This is a genomic window from Bacteroides sp. ET71, from assembly GCF_023336905.1.
In the GTDB taxonomy this organism is placed as follows: Bacteria; Bacteroidota; Bacteroidia; order Bacteroidales; family Bacteroidaceae; genus Bacteroides.
On the sequence record NZ_JAMBLS010000009.1, the window covers coordinates 25,944 to 49,398 of the forward strand.

Consider the following 23,455-nt stretch of genomic DNA (forward strand, 5'->3'; position numbering starts at 1 on the left):
TATTCTCAAAACAGCTTTAAACGATTCTTACGCGCTTCTTCCAACGGTATTGTATCGGACTGCTTCCGCCCATATTTCAGCCGGAGGTCCGCATATTCCTTGTCCAGTTCCTTCATGAGAATGACTCGCTGAGCGGGATTCATCAACCGGGCAGCCACACCTACATTCTGTGAGGCATCCTTCAGATGGACGACAGGGGCATGATAGACAGGGGCAATTCTCAATGCAGTATGAAGAAATGAAGTTGTGGCCCCACCAATCAACAGAGGAATGTCCAAACCAGCCTTTTCCAATTCTGTGGCAACGTGCACCATTTCCTCCAGCGAAGGCGTAATAAGTCCGCTCAGCCCTATCAAATCAACCTTTTCATCCATCGCTTTCTGGAGTATTACTTCTGCCGGTACCATCACACCTAAATCAATAATCTCGTAACCATTGCACGCCATTACGACCGAAACGATGTTCTTTCCAATGTCATGCACATCACCTTTGACCGTGGCCAACAGCACTTTACCCGCCGAAACTGTTCCACCACACTTTTCGGCCTCAATACTCGGCTGAAGTATGGATACAGCCTTCTTCATGGTGCGGGCCGTCTTCACCACTTGTGGAAGAAACATCTTTCCTTCTCCAAAAAGGTTGCCTACACGGTTCATGCCTGTCATCAAAGGACCTTCAATGATATCTACGGCTTTAGAATAATGCGGCAAAGCTTCAGCTAAATCTGTTTCTAGGTAATCGCTCACCCCCTTTATCAAGGCATATTGCAAACGCTCTTCCACCGAAGCATTTCTCCAATCGGCCACCTGGACATTGTCTTTCACTGACATGGACTGTAGAGAATGAGCCATTTCCAACAGGCGCTCGGCAGCATCCGGACGACGGTTCAACACAACATCTTCCAAGCGCTCCAACAAATCAACAGGGATATCGGTATAAAGTACAGACGAAGCCGGATTGACGATGCCCATGTCCATCCCGGCACGGATGGCATGGTAAAGGAAAACGGCATGCATCGCCTCACGTAAGTAGTTATTGCCTCGGAAAGAGAATGACAAGTTACTTACGCCTCCGCTGACATGCGCACCAGGCAAGTTACGACGTATCCAAGCAGCGGTCCGGATAAAATCCACCGCATAATTATCATGCTCGGGCATACCTGTGGACACAGCCAAGACATTAGGGTCGAATATGATGTCCTGCGGCTGAAAGCCGGCTTGTTCCGTCAGAAGGCGGTAAGCACGGGCACAGACCTCGATACGGCGCTCATACGTGACGGCTTGCCCCTGTTCGTCGAAGGCCATGACTACCACAGCAGCACCGAGGCTGCGTATGGTACGTGCATGCTGTAAGAAGGATTCTTCGCCTTCTTTCAAAGAGATGGAATTGACGATACCCTTCCCTTGCAGACACTTCAGGCCGGCCACTATCACTTGCCAGTCGGATGAGTCTATCATGACCGGCACACGGGCGATGTCCGGTTCGGAGGCCAGCAGATTGAGAAAGTTCACCATCTCTGTACGGGCATCCAGCAGACCGTCGTCCATGTTGACGTCAATCACCTGGGCACCATCTTCTACCTGTTTACGGGCAATCTCCAAGGCTTCTTCGTATTTCTTTTCATTAATCAGACGGAGGAACTTGCGCGAGCCGGCCACGTTGCAGCGTTCGCCGACGTTGATAAAGTTGCTCTCGGGCCTCACTTCCAGCAGGTCGAGCCCGGAAAGGCACAGGAAGGATGGCGCCGGGACGGGGACATGAGGGGCGGCGTTCGTTGCCAACGATGCAAAACGAGAGATGTATTCGTCCGTCGTGCCGCAACATCCGCCTACGATGTTTACCAGGCCTTCGTCCAGAAACTCTTTCACTTCAGCAGCCATTTCGCCGGGGGTCTGGTCATATTGGCCCAGGCTGTTGGGCAGGCCGGCATTGGGATAGACGCTGATGTAATAAGGTGCACGGGCGGCCAGTTGGCGCAAGAAGGGTTTCATCTGGCGGGCGCCGAAGGAGCAGTTCAGGCCGATTGAGAAGAGGCCACCGTGGCTGACAGAAGCCAGAAAGGCATCGAGGGTCTGGCCGGAGAGCGTGCGCCCGGCTTGGTCGGAGATGGTGACGGAGAGCATCAGGGGCACTTCCCTGCCTGTGAGCGTCATGGCCTGGCGGGCGGCATAGATAGCGGCTTTGGCGTTGAGTGTGTCAAATATGGTCTCGACCAGCAGTGCGTCGACTCCGCCTTCGAGCAGGGCAGTCATTTGTTCGACATAGGCTTCGGCCAGGCTGTCGAAGGTGAGGGCGCGCAGGGCGGGGTTGCTGACGTCCGGACTCATGGAGCAGGTTTTGTTGGTGGGGCCGACGGAACCTGCCACGTAGCGTGGTTTCGAGGGGTCGAGGGCGGTATATTCATCGGCCAGGCGACGGGCAAGGCGGGCGGCCTGGAGGTTGATGTCGCGCACGGCATCTTCGGTATGATAGTCAGCCTGGCTGATGCGTGTGGCGTTGAAGGTGTTGGTTTCGATGATGTCGGCTCCGGCTGCGAGGTATTTGCGGTGGATGTCGGCTATGATGTCGGGGCGCGTGAGGCAGAGCAGGTCGTTGTTGCCTTTCAGTTGGCCGGGCAAGGAGGCGAAGCGTGTGCCGCGGAAGTCGGCTTCGGTCAGGGGGTATTGCTGAATCATGGTGCCCATGGCGCCGTCGAGGATGAGGGTGCGGGTGCGGGCGGAGGTTTCGAGAGTCTGCATATTAAGATATTTATTTATTAGTTGACAAGGGGACGAGTTAACGAGACTACAAGGGGATGGCATACTTATTAACTTGTCTACTCCTCCACTTGTCAACTTGTTAACTTGTTAACTTGTCAACTTGTTAACTTGTTAACTTGTTAACTTGTCAACTTGTCAACTCGTCAACTTGTTAACTTGTCAACTTGTCTACTCCCAATCTATCGTTTGAACATGCGTGCCATGTCTCGTTTGTCGTCTTTCTCGCGCAGGGACTGGCGTTTGTCGTATTGTTTCTTGCCTTTGGCCAGGGCAACGACAAGCTTGGCGAAGCCTTTGTCGTTGATGAAGAGGCGGACGGGGACGATGGTGAAGCCGGGGTCGCGCGAGGTGCGGAGCAGCTTGTCCAGCTCTTTCTTGGTGAGGAGGAGCTTGCGGTCGCGGCGGGCGGCGTGGTTGTTGTAGGAGCCGTAGAAGTATTCGGCGATGTGCATGTTCTTGACCCAGAGTTCGCCGTTGGCAAAGTAGCAGAAGGTGTCGACCAGGCTGGCTTTGCCTTGGCGGATGGATTTTATCTCGGTGCCGGTCAGTACGATGCCGGCGGTGTAGGTGTCCAGCAGTTCGTAGTCGAAGGTGGCGCGGCGGTTCTTTATGTTGACGTTGTTCATTCTTAATTTAACAGTACGGTTAGTTCGTTGAACACCCACTCGATGAGCCAGGGGCAGAGAATGAGCAGGAGGGTGCTGACGAGGGTGAAGCGCAGGCGGTCGGCTTCGACGATGTCCAGCAGGGCGCGGCTGCCTTCCCATACGATGTAGAGGGTGTAGAACTGGAGGAGCAGGGCGATGATTTGGAAGTCGGGCAGGATGCCGAGTATGATGCGCAGCAGGAAGAGGACGACGAGGGCGTAGCCCGAGAACTGCCAGATGCCGGGCAGGTCGGAGGGGCGGTGGAGGAAGCGGGTGCAGAAGGCGTTGATGAGCCAGGCGGCCAGGAAGTAGCCTCCGAACAGGGCGACGGCCACGGCGCAGCAGCGGGTCATGGCGAGCTGGAAGCTTTGGGGGCCGCCCCAACCGTAGTCGACCAGGGTGCCGATGAAGACGCTGAGGCCGCACAAGCCTATCATAGGGTAGACGAAGGCGGTGAAGACGCGGCGCGGGTCGGTCTGCAAACGAATTTCCTCCCAGGCGCGGGCCGGGGAGGAAATCAGTCGTAGGGCTATTTGTAGGATGCTCTTGTAGTCCATCGGTTGCTAGTCCCCTATTCGGAAGGGGCCTTGTAAGTGACTGTATAATTGGTATATGTACTGGGCAGCACGGTGGTGGCAGCCTGCGACTCCTTGGCTTTCAGCACGATGCGCGTGGGATAGTTACCGGTCTTTGCGCGGAAGGATTGCACGGCCGTACTGACGTTGATGCCGCCGTAGAAATAGTTAGTGTAAGTCGTGCCTTCATCGCTGCCACGGTCGTGGCGCAGGTACAGGGTCATTTCGGTGCTGCTGGGGTCTACTTCCTCGTCCACGTAGGCCACGCGCACCCGGTGGTTTTGTAAGGATGACTCGCTGCCAACGAAGTAGCCGATGGTGGCCATCAGCATGGCGGAGTCGTACATGGCGGGGAAGCCGGAGGATGAGCTGCCAGCGTTCAGGGGCAGCAGGGGCGAGGTTTCGGGCATGCTGCTTTCCATCGTGGCTTGCGTGGAGGTGATTTCGGTGTCGTACACTTCTACTTCCTGGATGGAGAGCAGGTCGATGTTGTAGCTCTGTGTCAAAGTGGGGGTAGAGGCATCGGCGCTTTCAGAGTCGGGCCAAGAATAGTAGATGAATGCCATGCGGTAGCTCGACATATCGAAAGCAGGATTGTTGGCTTGGATGGCATTGAGGGATTCGGCGGTGGGGTAATAGATATTGCCCAAGGCATCGGCGAAGTAAGATACGCCCATCGAGTGGCGCACGTAAACAATGCCTGCGCCGTCGTATCCTGTGCTGTCGCTGTCCGAATCCAAGCACGATGTCAGGGTCATGCCCACGAACAGTGCGAGGGCCAGTGTCAAGAATTTCATTTGTTTCTTCATTGTTCTTTACTAATTTTGGTTTGCAAATTTAGGTAATATTTCGCTTCGTAAACGGGTGAGGGGGCGGAATACTGCACGGGGGAAGCGATTTTAACATATTTTCAGTCAGACAACCTCGGCGAAGTCGCCCAGGTGCTGGTCGACGTGGCGGGCCACGGCCTCGGTGGCCTCCTCCTCGGCGTCGAGGAACTGTTCTTCCAGGGGGTCGAACTGCTCGTATTGCTCGTACATGGCCATGAAGTCGTCGTCCGAGCGTTCGCGCTCCAGGTCGGCGCGGTGCTGGTCGTAGATGCGGCGGGCGGCGTTGAGCACGGCGGGCACGGCGGGGATGCCCCACTCGCGGAGGGCACGTGCCACGGGGTTGTGCAAGATGTAGGGTCCCCATCCGTTCTGGATGAGTTGGCAGAAACCGCCCTCCATCAGTTCGTCGCGCAAGATGCGGTAGGCCAGCAGCGTGTGTTGCGGGGCGCTGAGCAGGGCCATGTTGTCGGCGGTGAGGGTGCCGCCCAGTGCGCCGAGGTAGGCGTCGGCAAAGAGGTTGATGAAGGCGTCCATGCCGTCGGCGGCGGCGCGGCGCAGGTCGGAGTCGGATAGCTGTATCATTTTAATGAAGCATGAAGAGTGAATAATGAAGAATAGGCAGCCCGGAGGGTTGCGGGCACAAAGGTAGGGAAAGTTGGGGAGATATATATAAATAAAGGTGGAAATATTTGGAGATGTCGGATGGGATGGGTATGAGCCCGAAGGGCGAAGTAGAAGCAAGCCCCCTCGTAGCCTGAAGCCTCGTCAACTTGTCAACTCGTCAACTCATAGCTCGTAGCTAAAAAAATCCCCTCCCCCATAACCGATTATCAAGAAAAAACCTTATCTTTGCACGCGGTTAAAGCCAACCACGTTACATTAATTATAATAACTAATTAATTCGAGCTGATTATGACTTATTCACACGAAGTTGAACACATGTGTGTTGTAAAGAAAGGCCCCAACCACGGGCCAGCTCCCATCCCCGAAGAAGGCAAGTGGGTGAAAGCAAAAGAAATCGTAGACATCTCCGGCCTGACGCACGGCATCGGCTGGTGCGCACCCCAACAAGGCGCCTGCAAACTGACGCTCAACGTAAAAGAAGGCGTCATCCAGGAAGCCCTCGTTGAAACCATCGGTTGCTCCGGCATGACCCACTCCGCCGCCATGGCCTCCGAAATCCTGCCCGGCAAGACCATCCTCGAAGCCCTCAACACCGACCTCGTTTGCGACGCCATCAACACGGCCATGCGCGAACTCTTCCTGCAAATCGTTTACGGACGCACACAGTCAGCCTTCTCCGAAGGCGGCCTCATGATCGGCGCCGGACTCGAAGACCTCGGCAAAGGCCTCCGCAGCCAAGTAGGCACCCTCTACGGCACCCTGGCCAAAGGCACACGCTACCTCGAACTCACCGAAGGCTACATCACACGCATGGCCCTCGACGCCGACAACCAAGTCATCGGCTATGAATACGTCCACATGGGCAAATTCATGGAACAAGTAAAAGCCGGCAAAGACGCCAACGAAGCCCTCAAAGCCGTCACCGGAACCTACGGACGCTTCAAACCCGAACAGGGCGCAGTAAAATACATTGACCCACGTAAAGAATAATGAAGGAGGACACAGACAATGATTAGACCCGTACAATTTGAAAGCCAAGACCGCCGTATCAAGCAAATCCTTGCTGCACTGAATGAAAACGGCATCAAAGACATAGAAGAAGCGAACGCCATCTGTGAAGCCGCCGGCCTCGACCCCTACATGACCTGCCAGGAAACACAAGGCATCTGCTTCGAAAACGCCAAATGGGCCTACGTCGTGGGTTGCGCCATCGCCCTGAAAAAAGGCTGCAAGAACGCAGCCGACGCAGCCGAAGCCATCGGCATCGGACTCCAGGCCTTCTGCATCCCCGGCTCCGTAGCCGACGACCGCAAAGTAGGACTGGGACACGGTAACCTCGCCGCCCGCCTCCTGCGCGAAGAAACACAATGCTTCGCCTTCCTGGCCGGACACGAATCCTTCGCAGCAGCCGAAGGCGCCATCAAAATCGCCGAAATGGCCAACAAAGTACGTAAGAACCCCCTGCGCTGCATCCTCAACGGCTTGGGCAAAGACGCAGCCATGATCATCAGCCGCATCAACGGATTCACCTACGTACAGACACAGTTCGACTACTTCACCGGCAAGCTGAACATCGTCAAGGAGACCCCCTACTCCGACGGTCCCCGCGCTAAAGTAAAATGCTACGGCGCCGACGACGTACGCGAAGGCGTAGCCATCATGTGGCATGAAAACGTAGACGTATCCATCACAGGTAACTCTACCAACCCCACACGCTTCCAGCACCCCGTTGCAGGCACATACAAGAAAGAGCGCGTACTGGCCGGCAAGCCCTACTTCTCCGTAGCCAGCGGTGGCGGCACGGGCCGCACACTGCACCCGGACAACATGGCCGCAGGTCCCGCCTCTTACGGCATGACCGATACCATGGGCCGTATGCACTCAGACGCACAGTTCGCAGGTTCTTCATCAGTTCCCGCACACGTGGAAATGATGGGCTTCCTCGGCATCGGCAACAACCCGATGGTAGGCTGCACCGTAGCTTGCGCCGTTAACGTAGCTCTCGCCCTGAGCAAGTAATCTATATTATACTTACTCTACCTAAATCCCTGTAACTCGATGAGTTATGGGGATTTTTCATACATACCCTCCCCTCCCTCCAAAGTCCCCCATACAGCAAAGCGGAAAGCACCTGCCACACATCGACATATTGTCCGAAACTCCTCATACGTCCCTGACTTTTTGTCAGAACGAAGCCACTGGCAAATGTTTTGCATACAAGCTGGCGTATCTGAATAACGAAAAGAAAGGAGATAAAATATGAACTTCAACAACTTTACCATTAAAGCACAAGAAGCCGTGCAAGAAGCTGTGAACCTGGTACAAGCCAGAGGACAGCAGGCTATCGAACCGGTACATTTGCTGGCGGGCGTACTGAAAGCAGGCGAAAACATCGTCAACTTCATCTTTCAGAAATTGGCCATGAATCCCCAACAAATCGCACTGGTGCTGGACAAGCAAATCGACTCCCTGCCAAAAGTATCGGGAGGCGAACCCTACCTGAGCCGCGAAGCAAACGAGGTGTTGCAAAAAGCCATCGACTATTCGAAACAAATGGGCGATGAGTTTGTCTCGCTGGAACCGATACTGATGGCCATACTTTCCGTAAAAAGCACAGCATCAACCATACTGAAAGATGCAGGCATGACGGAAAGCGAACTGCGGAAGGCCATTGATGAACTACGGAAAGGCGACAAAGTGACCTCCCAATCGAGCGAAGACACCTACCAAGCCTTGGAAAAGTATGCCATCAACCTGAATGAAGCGGCACGAAACGGCAAACTGGACCCGGTAATCGGACGTGACGAGGAAATCCGCCGAGTACTGCAGATTCTAAGCCGACGTACCAAAAACAACCCTATCCTGATAGGTGAACCGGGTACGGGTAAAACGGCCATAGTCGAAGGATTGGCCCATCGTATCCTTCGCGGAGATGTGCCCGAGAACCTGAAGAACAAACAGATTTACTCGCTGGACATGGGCGCACTGGTGGCAGGAGCCAAGTACAAGGGTGAGTTTGAAGAACGACTGAAGGCCGTCATCAATGAGGTGAAGAAATCGGATGGGAACATCATCCTCTTCATTGATGAAATACACACATTGGTAGGGGCCGGTAAAGGCGAAGGTGCCATGGATGCAGCCAATATCTTGAAGCCGGCCTTGGCAAGAGGTGAATTGCGGAGCATCGGTGCCACGACGCTGGACGAGTATCAGAAGTACTTCGAGAAGGACAAGGCCTTGGAGCGCCGATTCCAGGTAGTCATGGTCAACGAACCGGATACGGCCAGCACCATCTCTATCCTGCGTGGACTGAAGGAGCGGTATGAAAACCATCACCATGTACGTATCAAGGACGATGCCATCATAGCTGCCGTGGAACTGAGCAACCGGTACATTACGGACCGTTTCCTGCCCGACAAGGCCATTGACCTGATGGATGAAGCGGCTGCCAAGCTGCGGATGGAGGTGGATTCCGTGCCCGAGGAGCTGGATGAGATTTCACGTAAAATCAAGCAACTGGAAATCGAGCGGGAAGCCATCAAGCGGGAAGACGATACGGCCAAGCTGGAGCAGATTGCCAAGGAGCTGTCGGAACTGAAGGAACAGGAAAGCTCATACAAGGCCAAATGGCAGAGCGAGAAGACTCTGGTCAACAAGATTCAGCAGAACAAGGTGGAAATCGAGAACCTGAAGTTTGAAGCCGACCGTGCCGAACGCGAAGGCGACTACGGACGGGTGGCCGAGATACGCTACGGCAAGCTGCAAGCCTTGAACAAGGAGATTGAGGAGACCCAGCAGAAACTCCACCAGATGCAGGGCGACAAGGCCTTGATTAAGGAAGAAGTAGATGCTGAGGACATTGCCGATGTCGTATCGCGCTGGACGGGCATCCCCGTCAGCAAGATGTTGCAAAGCGAGCGGGAAAAGCTGCTGCACCTGGAGGACGAACTGCACAAACGTGTTATCGGCCAGGAGGAAGCCATCGAGGCCGTGGCCGATGCCGTGCGCCGGAGCCGTGCAGGATTGCAAGACCCGAAGCGCCCCATCGGTTCCTTCCTCTTTCTGGGCACGACCGGTGTGGGTAAGACGGAGCTGGCCAAGGCCTTGGCGGAGTTCCTGTTCGACGATGAGTCTATGATGACGCGTATCGACATGAGCGAGTATCAGGAGAAGCATACGGTATCCCGCCTGATAGGAGCGCCTCCCGGATATGTGGGTTACGACGAAGGCGGGCAACTGACGGAGGCCGTGCGCCGCAAACCCTACTCGGTAGTGTTGTTCGATGAGATTGAGAAGGCGCACCCCGACGTGTTCAACATCCTGCTGCAAGTGCTGGACGACGGCCGGCTGACCGACAACAAGGGGCGCACGGTGAACTTCAAGAACACCATCATCATCATGACCTCGAACATGGGCAGCCAGTACATCCAGAGCCAGATGGAGAAGCTGAACACGGGCAACAAGGCTCAGGTTATCGAAGAGACCAAGCGCGAGGTGATGAACATGCTGAAGAAGACCATCCGCCCGGAGTTCCTGAACCGTATTGACGAGACCATCATGTTCTTGCCGCTGACGGAGACGGAAATCAAGCAGATTGTCAACCTGCAAATCAGCCATGTGCAGAAGATGCTGGCCGAGAACGGCGTAGAGCTGAGGATGACGGACAATGCCGTAAACTTCCTGGCCCGTGCGGGTTACGACCCCGAATTTGGTGCCCGTCCCGTCAAGCGTGCCATCCAGCACTACATGCTGAACGACCTGTCGAAGAAGCTGCTGTCGCAGGCAGTAGACCGCAACAGGCCCATCACGGTAGATGCGGACCCGTCGGGCAACGGACTGGTGTTCAGGAACTGACACCCGCTGCAACGCATACTCCAGAGAGTGCTTCCCCCCCACGGGGGGAGGCACTTTTTTTGTACCCACGCCCGGGGCGCGGCATCGCTGCATGTCACACATCCGCGACCTAACTATCTCACCCCCCCCGTGACCTAACTACCTCACACCCCCGTGACCTAACTACCTCACATACCCGTGACCTTACTACCTCACACCCCCATGATCCCCTTAGGCAACAGGTACTATTACAGTTTAAATAGCCACTTATTACAGCTTAAATACAAATCTATTACAGCTTAAATAGAAAAATATTACAGTTATAATAGTTGACTATCTTAGCTAAAATAGTTTTCTATGTAAACCATAATAACACCTGTTGCCTAAGGGGATCATGGGGGTGTGAGATAGTAAGGTCGCGGGGGTGTGAGACGATAAGGTATAGGGTATGTGACCTATTGCACCCGGGGGATGAAGGTGTGCCGAAATAAAAGAGTGTCAAATATAAAAAAGCACACAGATGACACAGATACAACAGATGACCGCCGATTGTATGTCATTGACGTACAATGAATCTGCGAGAATCTATTTAATCTGTGTTATCTGCGTGCCAATATCTCACTACGGAAGCGTCAGAACTCGCTGGTAAAGTGGAACTTGATGTGCTTGAAGTCGTTCTGCGCCATCTGGAGCACGTAGCCGCTGTCGGCCAGGAAGACGTCCCTCCCCTCGCGGTCGCGGGCCATGTACTGGTATTTGCGCTTCTTGAAGGCTTCCAGCTCGGCGGGGTCGTCGCTCTCTATCCAGCAGGCCTTGTAGAGACTCAGGGGCTCCCAGCGGCAGGAGGCGTTGTACTCGTTGAGCAGGCGGTACTGGATGACCTCGAACTGCAGTTGGCCCACGGTGCCGATAATCTTCCGCCCGTTGAACTGGTTGACGAAGAGCTGTGCCACACCCTCGTCCATCAGTTGGTCGATGCCCTTGGCCAGTTGCTTCTGCTTCATGGGGTCGGCGTTCTCAATGTACTTGAACATCTCGGGCGAGAAGCTGGGCAGGCCGCGGAAGTGCAGATGCTCGCCCTCGGTCAGCGTGTCGCCTATCTTGAACGTCCCGTTGTCCGGCAGGCCGATGATGTCGCCCGCCCAGGCCTCGTCGACGGTGGTCTTGCGCTGCGCCATGAACTGCGTGGGGCTGGAGAAGCGCATCGTCTTGTCGTGGCGCACGTGGTAGTAGGGCGCGTTGCGCACGAAGCGTCCCGAGCAGACCTTGCAGAAGGCCACGCACGAGCGGTGGTTAGGGTCGATGTTGGCCGTTATCTTAAAGATGAAGCCGGTGAACTTAGGCTCGTCGGGCTGCACCTCGCGCTCTTCGGCACGGACGGGACGGGGGCTGGGGGCAATCTCGACGAAGGTGTTCAGCAGCTCTTCCACGCCGAAGTTGTTCAGCGCCGAGCCGAAGAACACGGGGGCCAGGTGTCCCGCCAGGTAATCCGCGACGTTGAAGTCGGGATATACGCCTTCAATCAACTCCAGCTCCGAGCGCAGCCGATCGGCCAGGTCGTGACCGATGCGCTTGTCCAGCTCCTCGGTCGCGATGTCCACCTCCACCTTCTCCGTCACCACCTGCTTGGAAGGCTGGAAGAGGTTGAGGTTATGTTCATAGATGTTGTAGACACCCTTGAAGCGGATGCCGCTCTCGATGGGCCAGGTCAGCGGCCGCACCTTGATGGCAAGCTCTTCTTCCAGCTCGTCCAGCAGGTCGAAAGGGTCTTTGGCCTCGCGGTCCATCTTGTTGACGAAGATGATGACGGGCGTGTTCCTCATGCGGCAGACTTCCATCAGCTTGCGCGTCTGCGTCTCCACACCCTTGGCGCCGTCGACGACGATGATGACGCTGTCCACGGCAGTCAGCGTGCGGTAGGTGTCTTCGGCAAAGTCCTGGTGACCGGGCGTGTCGAGGATGTTGATTTTATATCCGTGGTAGTCAAACTCCATGACGGAAGTGGTAACGGAGATGCCGCGCTGCTTCTCGATGTCCATCCAGTCGGACGTGGCGGTCTTCTTTATCTTGTTGCTCTTCACCGCGCCTGCCACCTGTATCTGACCGCCAAACAGCAGCAGCTTCTCCGTGAGCGACGTCTTACCGGCGTCAGGGTGGGCGATGATGGCAAAGGTTCTTCTTCTTTCTATCTCTTGGTTATTGGCCATGATGGTTTCTTATGTAGTTTAATGTAAGTTCTTATCCCCCTCCAGACGGGCCACGCAGCGGGCCAGGCTCTCCTCCCAATGGGGGATGTCGATGCCCAGCGTGCGCTTGATTTTCGTCTTGTCCAGCACGGAGTAGTGCGGGCGCGGCGCCTTGGCCGGATACTCGTCCGTGTGCAGGGGGCTGACCTTGCACGTGCTGATGCCCGCCAGGCGGTGGATGGCTACGGTGAAGTCGTACCACGAGCAGACGCCCTCGTCGCTAAAGTGGTAGATGCCCGGCGTGACTCCCTGCTCGATGGCGGCGAAGATAGCCTCGGCCAAGTCGGCGGCATAGGTAGGCGTGCCGATTTGGTCGAACACCACACCCAGCGTCTCGCGCTCACGCCCCAGGCGGAGCATCGTCTTGACGAAGTTGTTGCCATACTCCGAGTAGAGCCATGCCGTGCGGATAATCATCGCCCGGCGGCAACGGGCCATCACCTCACGCTCGCCCGCCAGCTTCGTGCATCCGTAGACGCTGTTGGGGCATGGAGCCACCTCTTCGGTGTAAGGCACATGCGCCGTACCATCGAACACATAGTCGGTCGACACATGAATCAACGCGGCACCCACCCGCTCGGCCGCATCCGCCAGCCCGGCGGGAGCCAGGTGGTTCAGGCGGTCGCACAAGTCGGCATTGTCCTCAGCCTTGTCCACAGCCGTATAGGCAGCACAATTCACAATAAGCTCGATACCGTTCTCCGCCACAAAAGCCTGCACAGCCTGCGCGTCGCAGATGTCCAGCTCCTGCACGTCGGTAAAGAAATAAGTATGTTGCGCATATTTTACAGCCAAATCGCGCATCTCATTGCCAAGTTGACCGTTGGCACCGGTTACTAAAATCCTCATAATCTATTGCTTGTTATACACTCATTCTTCAGTCCCAGTCCAGCTCCCCTTCCCTGTCCTTCTCATAATAACTGGCCAGCAACGAGATGAAACCGGCAATGCTCTCCATGGCCTTCGCCGTAGCCGGACTGATTTCCTTCTTCTGCAGACGCAGCAGCAAAATGCCATACAGAGCCTCGAAACAGGTCTCCAGCTCCGGTTCCTCCTTCTCACCGTTCTTATGCCGCAGCTCCACAATAAAAGGCAGCGCCTTGAAATAAGCAGCATTGTAAAACGGGAACTTCGTAGATGACAACAAACGGGCATGCAAATCAGTCAAGTTCAGAATGACATTGCGGTTTATCTGCAAATGCCCCTTCTCGGTCACCCCCTCTACGTGCATCATGTTCACCAAATCACCATACCATCGTTCCAGCCCGTCACGTTCTCCGACAGGGAAACGGTCAATGACATTCACCCGGAGCTTATCCAGATCGCAATCGTTTGCCCGGATCAAGTCCTCCACTTGCCACATATAAATCAGATATTCGGCAATGTTCTTCTCCTTCAGTTGTTGTGCGATTCTCATACCTGCTTATATCCAGCTTGCTTATTCATTAATAAAGAGACTCACCCATCAAAGTAAACGACAGTCCCAACAAAGACACTATCACCACGATGCTCCCTATGACCCGGTTCAAAATCCAGATGCCACGCAAATTAAACTGCTTCCGCACCTTATTGACAAAATAAGTAATCCCGAACCACCAGGCTAAAGCACCCATGATAATAGCAACATAACCGGTCACCGTCTCAGACACCAAAGCCCCATTTCCCACAAATGAAAAACGAGCAAAGAGTCCCACAAAAAGAAAGATAACCAAAGGATTAGACAAAGTAACCAGGAAAGCCGTCACAAAATTGTGCAAATAAGTGCCCTTGTTTCCCGAAGGAGGCCTCAGTGAACGAACCGGATTACTGCGAAACGTATAAATGCCAAACACCAATAAAAGAATACTTCCAAAAAGCTGAAGATAGAAGATATTCTTATTGACATAATCGAAGACAAAACTCATGCCATACCCCGTCAACAAGGCATAACAGATATCACTCAGAGAGGCTCCGACACCAGTGACGAACCCATACCACCGACCCTTGTTCAGTGTGCGCTGAATACATAGCACTCCCACCGGCCCCAACGGTGCTGACACAATCACACCGATGATAAAACCTTTCCACAATATATCAAGTATAGTCTCTATCTGAATCATGGGTGCAAATATCGTACTTTTTTATGAGATGGGAACTATCTTTAGCCCTTTTTCCTCTTACAGAAAGATTAAAAACGCACAATCTACTTTCGTAGCTCATGCTTCTATCAAAAACAGGAAGACTAGAGGTACAGAATTGTTTATAAGTGCAAACAGGATAAGTCCAAATCAAAAACTATGTTATAAAACATATAAATCTACGGGCAACTATTTGCCATTATCAAAAAAAGCCCGTATATTTGCATCGCAGTTGAGAAATTGCATGACTTAATACATTAAAGCATTTTCATAGGTTAAAGATTTGGATTAATAGGTAATTAGGTAAAGGTAAAAATTAAACAGAAAAATGAGTTTTCAGTATTAGGTAATTGAAGTTTGTTTTTAAAGGTAAAGTAAAGATTGATTTTAGGTAACATTTGGATGTAAAAAAGAAAAGCCATTTTGGCTTTTCTTCAAGAGGCGAGGGGTTCGTGAGAACTGACTCGTTTTTTTGTTTTTGCCAGAAACACAAGCTCTACACCTTTTTAGATATACGATAATGGTAAATCCTTACCACGAATAGTTCAGACCAAAACCAAAGTTCTCATTGATTTGGAAATAAGAGCTATCCTCTGCCACTACTACCCCATCGTCGAATCGGCCATATACATAAAGCTTTGCAGACAAATAACGATTAAGTACAAAATTGAAGGTATTTTCCCACTCGATACGTACAGTCTTATAGCTGGTCAGATAGTCGAAACGAGACGTCACTGTAACAAACGATAAGGCATTCCACGTCAGATTGGCTTTCAATTGAGAACCAAAATCATGTTTCGTAGTTTTTCCTTCTTCCAGACCGAGAGAGGTTTCATTTACATCTGGATTCACGACCATTTTCATGGCATAAGTAAAAGGAGCTATCAAGACGGAGAGATTCACTTTGGGCTTGTTCAGTTTATAATCCATACCGATGCCGACAGTCCAATCAGCAGGGGAGAGAAATGACGAACTCATCGTCTGGCTGTTGGCTCCATAGCCTTTGCAGAACTGAGTCTTAAATTCGGTAGTGACAGTATAGTACCATTTCGATATGGCTTGCAAGCCCAGTTTCGATGCAATGCGCAACTGGTCATTATTGATAAGGTACTTATGGTATTGATCCGAGGGAGCTGAAATGAATCCTAATTTTGCATCTAACAGATTTTCCCATTGTACTTTTTCGCGGTCATTGTAATTCGCATAGAGTTGTATGTTCCCTAAAAGGGAATGTGTGCTTTCTCCCCCGTTATACCAGTTGTCAGAGATATGGTTCTGAGCGAATTGCAAAGAGCCGCTGCCTCCTGTCACCCACCAGTTGGGCTTATGTATGACGACTTCCGGTTCTTCACGCCTGACATGTTTCATGCTTTCGGAGGTGAACAATTTAAGGACGGAGGGACGTGATTGTTCTTCTTTTTCAATATCGTCATGATAGATAGGCAGGGAGTCCACCTGCTGCCCGGTACGCACAACCAGGTTCGGACAATCGACATAGGCCGAAAGCATGGCACGGTCGACGGCTTGGGCGGCCTGCTCTATGCGGGTATAGGGGAGTGTATCGACGTGCAAGGGAGCGACGGGAGGAAGCATGAAGGAGGAACGGCCGGTGAAATGCCAGTGCAACTGCGAGTAACGGGCCATGGGGCGTTCATAATAAGTGAAGGGAATGAACAAACGAAAGTAATAGGGGTCGTACTCAATGTAGCGCGCCGGAGAAGCCGGGTCGTTGAGGTAGGACAAGACGCCCAGATACTTTTCAAAGGCGACGGACACCGTATCCAACGTAAACGCATTGGTCTTGTCCGGACGGAGCTTCAGCACAAAATATTCCCGCAGCAAAGGGGACAAAGTCGGAATCGTAGCGGCTGCCGGAATCGTATCCATGCTTGCCGCTGACTGGCTTACTGTATCAGAGGAAAGGGCAAGTGTATCGGGGGCAACAACAAGACTATCGGGCGTAGCGGCAAGACTGTCGGACACAACGGCAAGGCTATCAGGCACAACGGCAAGGCTGTCGGACACAACGGCAAGGCTGTCGGCAACGGTTTGCGCACCTGCCACCGAAGGCATCGCGAGCGACAGCAGGCATAACATGAGTTGTTTGGCTTTCATAAGTTCCCTGTATGTTTCTTTGTTCGGGTGCAAATTTACTTTAAATATAGATAGAAGACAACAAGCAACCAGGAAAAATGGCTATCCGACGAAGACTTACAGGCAATACGGCAGAAAAACAACTCCGCACCTACGAAAAAAGACACCACACTCGTACAAAACTCTAAACCAACCGTTGGTTTATATATTTCAAACCTTGGTTTATATATTTCAAGCCTTGGTTTATATATTTCAAGGCTTGAAATAGAACTTCTCCCGATTGCCGACAGACATTCCGCCGTATGCCGACTGATTATCCCACGCTTCGCAGGACATTCTTCCTCCTTCCCATCCGCCAAAGCCGCCCGCGAAAGAAAATGTTATGCCAAATCGTAGGCGCTTCCCCTTTTTTTGCCTACCTTTGCGCCTTGAATGAACGATTTTTATTTAAAAAGACTATAACTGTGGGAGAAACTAAGTACATTTTCGTCACCGGCGGAGTGGCCTCCTCCTTGGGCAAAGGCATCATCTCCTCCTCCATCGGCAAGCTGCTGCAAGCACGCGGATACAAGGTCACCATCCAGAAGTTCGACCCGTACATCAACATCGACCCGGGCACACTGAACCCCTATGAGCACGGCGAGTGCTACGTCACCGTGGACGGCCACGAGGCCGACCTCGACCTGGGACACTACGAACGCTTCCTGGGCATCCAAACGACCAAGGCCAATAACCTCACCACCGGACGCATCTACAAAAGCGTCATCGACAAGGAGCGCCGCGGAGACTACCTGGGCAAGACCATCCAGGTCATACCGCACATCACGGACGAAATCAAGCGCAACGTCAAGATGCTGGGCAACAAATATAAGTTCGACTTCGTCATCACCGAGATAGGAGGCACCGTGGGCGACATAGAGTCCCTGCCCTACCTCGAGAGCATCCGCCAGCTCAAATGGGAGCTGGGGCGCGACGCCCTCGTGGTGCACCTCACCTACGTTCCCTACCTGGCCGCCGCCGGCGAGCTGAAGACCAAGCCCACGCAACACTCCGTCAAAGAGCTGCAAAGCGCCGGCATACAGCCCGACATCCTTGTGCTGCGCGCCGAGCACGAACTGAACGCCAACCTGCGCCGCAAGGTGGCCCAGTTCTGCAACGTGGACGAAGAGGCCGTCGTGCAGAGCATCGACGCCCCCACCATCTACGAGGTGCCCATCCTGATGCAAGAACAGAAGCTCGATGCCACCATCTTGAAGAAGATGGGACTCCCTGTGGGCGACACCCCGGGACTGGGGCCCTGGCGCAGCTTCCTCGAACGGCGCCACAAAGCTGAGGGAACCACGCCGCTGCACATCGCCCTCGTGGGCAAGTATGACCTGCAAGACGCCTACAAGTCCATCCGCGAGGCACTGTCGCAGGCCGGCACGTACAACGACCGCAAGGTGCAGGTGGATTTCGTCAACAGCGAACGCCTCACCGACGACAACGTGGCCGAGGCCCTGCAAGGCATGGCAGGCGTGCTCATCGGCCCCGGATTCGGCGAACGCGGCATCCCCGGCAAGCTCGTCGCAGCCAAGTATGCACGCACCCACGACATCCCCACCTTCGGCATTTGCCTGGGCATGCAGTGCATGGCCATCGAGTTTGCAAGGAATGTCCTCGGCCTGGCCGACGCCAACAGCCGTGAGATGGACGAGAAGACCCCCCACAATGTCATCGACATCATGGAGGAACAGAAGTCCATCACCAATATGGGCGGCACCATGCGCCTCGGGGCATACGAGTGCGTACTCCAGCCGGGCAGCAAGGCCTACGAAGCCTACGGCACCGAACACATCCAGGAACGCCACCGCCACCGCTACGAGTTCAACAACCAATACCGCGAGGCGTATGAGCAGGCCGGCATGAAGTGCGTGGGCGTCAACCCCGAGTCGGACCTGGTGGAAGTTGTCGAAATACCCACGCTGAAGTGGTACATCGGCACGCAGTTCCACCCGGAGTACAGCAGCACGGTGCTGCATCCGCACCCGCTGTTCCTGTCGTTCGTCAAGGCAGCCATCGAGAATGAACATCTTAACAGTTGACAAATAAATGAGTTTTAGTGGACAAGTTGACGAGTTGACAAGGGAACAAGGGCCGGAACGTTGCCCGGAGCACTCCCTGCCTCGTAGTCTCGTTAACTGGTCAACTTGTCAACTGACATATAATGTAAATCAATCATAAGCATACGTTCCAATGGACAAGAATACCATTACCGGGCTGGTGCTGATAGGCGTCTTGCTGGTGGGATTCAGCATACTGAGCCGCCCCAGCCAAGAACAACTGGAAGCCCAGCAACATTACTATGACTCTATCGCCCAAGTGCAGCGCGAGGCTGAACTGAAGGCCAAGGCAGAAGAGGCCCTCGCCAACGAAAGGGTCACGCGCAAAGACTCGACGGCTCTGTTCTTCCAAGCCATGCAGGGGGCAGATTCACTGGTGACCATCGAGAACAACGTGGCCAGCCTCACCCTCAGCACCAAGGGAGGAAGCATCTACAAGTCCGTGCTGAAGGAATACATGGAGCAGGACAAGGAGACGCCCCTGACGCTCTTCCGCGGGGGAGATGCCGAGCTGAACTTCCTGTTCTACAACACACGGGAGACCATACAGACGAAGGATTACTACTTCACCCCCGTGCAGCAGACGGACAGCAGCGTGACGATGCGTCTCCAGGCAGACAGCGCGAGCTACATCGACTTCCGATATACGATGCATCCGGACAATTATCTGGTGGATTTCGACATACAGGCTGTGGGCATGGACGGCAAACTGGCTTCCAGCAACAAGCATGTGGATATCGAATGGAGTGAGCGTGCCCGCCAGATTGAGAAGGGATATACCTATGAGAACCGCCTGGCCGAGCTGACCTACAAGATGGAGGGTGAGGGTACGGATTACCTCTCGGCCAACGGCAACGACGAGAAGGATGTGCCCGAACGTCTGGACTGGGTGGCCTTCAAGAATCAGTTCTTCTCGGCTGTGATGCTGAGCGAGGCGGGATTCGAAAAGACACATCTCGTCTCGAAGATGGACCAGGAGGGCAGCGGGTATATCAAGGATTACAGTGCCAGCATGAACACGGCCTTCGACCCCACGGGGCAGACGGCCACACGGCTCTATTTCTACTTCGGACCGAACCATTACAAGACGCTGACGGCGCTGGACAAGGACCGCGATGAGAAGTGGGAGTTGAACCGATTGGTATATTTGGGCTGGCCGCTGTTCCGCTGGATTAACAAGTGGATTATCATTAACTTGTTCGACTGGCTGTCGGGCCTGGGCCTGAGCATGGGCGTGGTGTTGCTGCTGCTGACGCTGATTGTCAAGGCCGTGGTCTATCCGGCTACGTGGAAGACGTACATGTCGTCGGCCAAAATGAGGGTGCTGAAACCGAAGATAGATGAAATCAATAAGAAGTATCCCAAGCAGGAGGATGCCATGAAGAAGCAACAGGAAATCATGGGTGTATATAGCCAATACGGCGTCAGCCCGATGGGTGGATGCCTGCCGATGCTGATTCAGATGCCCATCTTCATCGCCTTGTTCATGTTCATCCCGAGCGCCATCGAGCTACGCCAGCAGAGTTTCCTGTGGGCGGACGACTTGTCGACGTATGACGCCATCATCACCTTCCCGTTCCACATCCCGTTCATGGGCAATCACCTCAGTCTGTTCTGCCTGCTGATGACGGTGACGAACATCCTGAACGCCAAGTTCATGATGCAGCAGCAAGACACGGGTGCCAACCCGCAGATGGCGGCGATGAAGTGGATGCAGTATCTGATGCCCGTCATGTTCTTGTTCATACTGAACAGCTATCCGTCGGGCTTGAACTATTACTACTTTATCTCGACCCTCATCAGCGTGGTGACAACCATCATCCTGCGCCGGACGACCAACGAAGAGAAGCTGTTGGCGCAACTGGAGGCCAATAAGAAAGACCCGAAGCAGATGCGCAAGACGGGCTTTGCCGCCCGGCTGGAGGCCATGCAGAAACAGGCCGAAGAGATGCAGCGGCAGCGCATGGAGCAGCAACGGAGGCGTTGACGCGGGGGGAGTGCACCGAACGAAAGGCCGTATCCCGTCTGCGGATGAGTGCCCGTCGCACGGCCCATTCCCGCTGTCATCCTGAGCGGAGCGCAGCGCAGTCGAAGGATCTCACGACATGCCGCGCGTGACATGCCACGCTCGTAGTGAGATGTTTCGACTACGCCCTGCGGGCTCCGCTCAACATGACAGGGGGAAGAGGCGGGGCGAGGGAGGTTCTCCGCCGATGATACGGCCTTTCCCTTTCGCCTATTCTTGTAAACTATTTTCCAAACCCATCCCAAGCCTGCCCCGAAAAGGAGCCGAGCGAGGCCCCCGCGCGCCCCTTTCGAGCACCACCGGCCTCAGAAGGTATTCTGGAAGGGGTATGAGCGGTTGGAGGAATGGTACGGAACGATTCCGGGAATGGTACGGAACGATTCCCAGAATAGTAGGGAACCATTCCCCGGAAAGGTATATTACCTTTGCCCGAAAGGTATATTACCCTTCCCGGAAAGGTATAATACCCTTCCCCCAAAGGTAATATACCTTTCCCGGCACCCATAGGGATGTAAAGATTATTCATAACCAACGAAAACCATCAACCTATATGCAACAGACACGATACACCAACCGCCAAATCTGGCACATCGCCTACCCCATCCTCATCAGCCTCATTATGGAGCAGATGATAGGCATGACCGATACCGCCTTCCTGGGCCGCGTGGGCGAGGTCGAGCTGGGTGCGTCGGCCATCGCCGGCGTATTCTACATGGTCATCTTCATGGTAGCCTTCGGCTTCAGCATCGGCACGCAGATACTCATCGCCCGCAGGAATGGCGAGGAGAACTACCGCGAAATCGGCCAACTGTTCTACCACGGCATCTACTTCCAAGTGGCCCTGGCCGCCGTGATGTTCCTCCTGAGCTACTTCCTCTCGCCGCTGATTCTGGAACGCATCATCTCCTCACCCGCCGTCTGCCGGGCTGCCGAAGACTATCTGCACTGGCGCGTGTTCGGCGCCTTCTTCTCCTTTAGCGCCGTCATCTTCCGAGCCTTCTTCCTGGGCACGGTACAGACCCGCACCTTGACCCTGAACTCTGTGGTGATGGTGCTGAGCAACGTGGTGTTCAACTACATCCTGATTTTCGGCAACTTCGGCTTCCCGGCCATGGGCATCGCCGGCGCCGCCCTGGGTTCGTCGCTGGCCGAAGGCGTGTCGCTCCTGTTCTTCATCCTCTACACCCGCCGCCGCGTCGACACCCGCAAATATGGCCTCGACCGCATCCCCCGCTTCTGCCGCGGCGTGCTGCGCCGCATGCTGAACGTATCGCTGTGGACGATGATACAGAACTTCTTCTCGCTGGCCACGTGGTTCCTCTTCTTCCTCTACATCGAACACCTGGGTGAACGCGCCCTGGCCGTGACCAATATCGTGCGCAGTGCCTCAGGCTTGCTCTTCATGGTCATGATGGCCTTCGCCTCCACCTGTGGCTCACTCACCAGCAACCTCATCGGCCGCGGCCATGCCTCCGAAGTGCCCCACCTCATCCACCAGCACATACGCCTGGCCTACCTCTTCGTCATGCCCCTGGCCCTGCTGTTCGTGCTGTGCCCGCAACTCATCCTGGGCATCTACACCGACATGGCCGACCTGCGCGAAGCCGCCATTCCCTCGCTCTGGGTGATGTGCGCCTCCTACCTCCTGATAATCCCCGCCAACGTCTACTTCCAGTCCGTCTCCGGCACGGGCAACACCCGCACCGCCCTCGCCCTCGAGCTGAGCAGCCTCGTCCTCTACACCGCCTACATCACCTGGACCATCCTCATCCTCCGTCTCGACGTAGCCCTGTGCTGGACATCCGAGATGGTTTACGGCATCTTCATCCTACTCTTCTGCTGGCTCTATATCCGCCGGGGACACTGGGCAGGCAAGCAAATCTGACACACAAAAACAAGATGGGGCGTACCGAAATAATATGGCACAACCGCGCCTCACTCAAGCAACGTCCTCAACGTCTGCGCTCGCTGTATGCCTTATACTGCTCCTCCGTCATAATCTTCTGGAGACTCTTCTCATAAGCATCGCGGGCATCGCGCCATTCTTCCATCTTCTTCTGGCGTTCGGCCTGACGCTTCTCCCGTTCCTCCTTGGACAATTGGGGGCAACGCTCCTCTCCGTAATACGGGCAATCGGCCACATGATGGCCATCGGCACAACCATCCCCGCAGCAATAATCAGCAGGGCGAGGGGCACCACAACAACCACCCCGGCGAACATCCCGACGATGATGCCTCCGCCCGTCCCAACGCGGTGCACGGGCATCCCGGCGCCAAGCAGGCACATCACCCTGCTTCTGCAACCACTCCAAGTTCGCCTCCGTCAATTCCTTCACCTGCTTCTCGTCCAGGCCATAACGCTCGGCCATGTCCAAAGCCATCCATTCGGCACGCAACTTCATCCGCTCTTCCGAATAATCACGACGCTCGTCTTGCGCCACAACGCTCCCCACACCGGCAAAGAAAGCCAGCAAAAGAGAAACCACAGTCAATTTCATTGTCTTCATACACTACTTATTAATTAAATGTTACGAGCTTATGACACCCAAGCATACAAAAAGTTTAAAGCTTCCCTCCGGCTTTAACATTAAATTAGTAACTT

Annotated in this window: 17 protein-coding genes; 6 read left to right on the forward strand and 11 right to left on the reverse strand. The window is 54.3% G+C overall.

The features are described from left to right. Nucleotides 1–5: 5 nt before the first annotated feature. From metH to M3090_RS06815, 5 genes are all read right to left on the reverse strand, one after another. Nucleotides 6–2,738: a methionine synthase gene (metH, locus tag M3090_RS06795; protein WP_249054755.1), complete on the reverse strand. Its 2,733-nt coding sequence runs from the start codon at nucleotides 2,736–2,738 to the stop codon at nucleotides 6–8. A gap of 200 nt (nucleotides 2,739–2,938) precedes the next feature. Next, entirely contained in the window at nucleotides 2,939–3,385 is a 447-nt protein-coding gene (gene smpB / locus M3090_RS06800) for an SsrA-binding protein SmpB (RefSeq protein WP_249054757.1), read from the reverse strand. A 2-nt stretch (nucleotides 3,386–3,387) separates the two neighbouring features. Continuing rightward, nucleotides 3,388–3,963 (reverse strand): Yip1 family protein, encoded by a 576-nt coding sequence (locus M3090_RS06805; protein WP_249054759.1) that lies wholly within the window; start codon nucleotides 3,961–3,963, stop codon nucleotides 3,388–3,390. 14 nt (nucleotides 3,964–3,977) lie between these two features. Continuing rightward, nucleotides 3,978–4,790: a hypothetical protein gene (locus M3090_RS06810; protein WP_249054761.1), complete on the reverse strand. Its 813-nt coding sequence runs from the start codon at nucleotides 4,788–4,790 to the stop codon at nucleotides 3,978–3,980. A gap of 105 nt (nucleotides 4,791–4,895) precedes the next feature. Continuing rightward, the gene (locus tag M3090_RS06815) at nucleotides 4,896–5,393 is read right to left on the reverse strand and encodes a DMP19 family protein (protein WP_249054762.1); all 498 of its coding nucleotides are present in this window, start codon (nucleotides 5,391–5,393) and stop codon (nucleotides 4,896–4,898) included. A gap of 330 nt (nucleotides 5,394–5,723) precedes the next feature. On the opposite strand from M3090_RS06815, the gene M3090_RS06820 reads away from it, so the two are divergent. The 3 genes from M3090_RS06820 (at nucleotide 5,724) to clpB (ending at nucleotide 10,289) form a co-directional block, all read left to right on the forward strand. Further along, complete coding sequence (locus tag M3090_RS06820; RefSeq protein ID WP_249054763.1) at nucleotides 5,724–6,425, forward strand: iron-sulfur cluster assembly scaffold protein; 702 nt, start codon at nucleotides 5,724–5,726, stop codon at nucleotides 6,423–6,425. 18 nt (nucleotides 6,426–6,443) lie between these two features. Next, entirely contained in the window at nucleotides 6,444–7,454 is a 1,011-nt protein-coding gene (locus tag M3090_RS06825; RefSeq protein WP_249054764.1) for a GGGtGRT protein, read from the forward strand. A 240-nt stretch (nucleotides 7,455–7,694) separates the two neighbouring features. Then, on the forward strand, nucleotides 7,695–10,289 hold the full coding sequence (gene clpB, locus M3090_RS06830; RefSeq protein ID WP_249054765.1) for an ATP-dependent chaperone ClpB: 2,595 nt from the start codon (nucleotides 7,695–7,697) through the stop codon (nucleotides 10,287–10,289). Between the two features lie 611 nt (nucleotides 10,290–10,900). Here clpB and M3090_RS06835 read toward each other — a convergent pair. The 5 genes from M3090_RS06835 to M3090_RS06855 all read right to left on the reverse strand — a co-directional run bounded on the left by M3090_RS06835 (nucleotide 10,901) and on the right by M3090_RS06855 (nucleotide 16,518). Continuing rightward, nucleotides 10,901–12,475, reverse strand: coding sequence for a peptide chain release factor 3 (locus M3090_RS06835; protein WP_249054766.1), 1,575 nt, complete (start codon nucleotides 12,473–12,475; stop codon nucleotides 10,901–10,903). Nucleotides 12,476–12,493: 18 nt separating this feature from the next. After that, the gene (gene rfbD / locus M3090_RS06840; RefSeq protein WP_249054767.1) at nucleotides 12,494–13,363 is read right to left on the reverse strand and encodes a dTDP-4-dehydrorhamnose reductase; all 870 of its coding nucleotides are present in this window, start codon (nucleotides 13,361–13,363) and stop codon (nucleotides 12,494–12,496) included. 28 nt (nucleotides 13,364–13,391) lie between these two features. Next, the gene (locus M3090_RS06845; protein ID WP_249054768.1) at nucleotides 13,392–13,931 is read right to left on the reverse strand and encodes a DUF4924 family protein; all 540 of its coding nucleotides are present in this window, start codon (nucleotides 13,929–13,931) and stop codon (nucleotides 13,392–13,394) included. A 28-nt stretch (nucleotides 13,932–13,959) separates the two neighbouring features. After that, complete coding sequence (locus M3090_RS06850) at nucleotides 13,960–14,613, reverse strand: LysE family translocator (RefSeq protein WP_249054769.1); 654 nt, start codon at nucleotides 14,611–14,613, stop codon at nucleotides 13,960–13,962. A 549-nt stretch (nucleotides 14,614–15,162) separates the two neighbouring features. Further along, nucleotides 15,163–16,518, reverse strand: a complete 1,356-nt coding sequence (locus M3090_RS06855) for a DUF3078 domain-containing protein (protein WP_410553189.1) — start codon at nucleotides 16,516–16,518, stop codon at nucleotides 15,163–15,165. Nucleotides 16,519–17,189: 671 nt separating this feature from the next. On the opposite strand from M3090_RS06855, the gene M3090_RS06860 reads away from it, so the two are divergent. The 3 genes from M3090_RS06860 to M3090_RS06870 all read left to right on the forward strand — a co-directional run bounded on the left by M3090_RS06860 (nucleotide 17,190) and on the right by M3090_RS06870 (nucleotide 22,738). After that, nucleotides 17,190–18,809: a CTP synthase gene (locus tag M3090_RS06860; protein WP_249054771.1), complete on the forward strand. Its 1,620-nt coding sequence runs from the start codon at nucleotides 17,190–17,192 to the stop codon at nucleotides 18,807–18,809. Nucleotides 18,810–18,960: 151 nt separating this feature from the next. After that, a complete protein-coding gene (yidC, locus tag M3090_RS06865; protein WP_249054772.1) occupies nucleotides 18,961–20,814 on the forward strand; it encodes a membrane protein insertase YidC in 1,854 nt (617 codons plus the stop codon). Nucleotides 20,815–21,403: 589 nt separating this feature from the next. Then, nucleotides 21,404–22,738 (forward strand): MATE family efflux transporter, encoded by a 1,335-nt coding sequence (locus tag M3090_RS06870; protein WP_249054773.1) that lies wholly within the window; start codon nucleotides 21,404–21,406, stop codon nucleotides 22,736–22,738. A gap of 67 nt (nucleotides 22,739–22,805) precedes the next feature. Here M3090_RS06870 and M3090_RS06875 read toward each other — a convergent pair whose 3' ends face one another. After that, nucleotides 22,806–23,360, reverse strand: a complete 555-nt coding sequence (locus tag M3090_RS06875; RefSeq protein WP_249054774.1) for a DUF4890 domain-containing protein — start codon at nucleotides 23,358–23,360, stop codon at nucleotides 22,806–22,808. Nucleotides 23,361–23,455 lie beyond the last annotated feature (95 nt).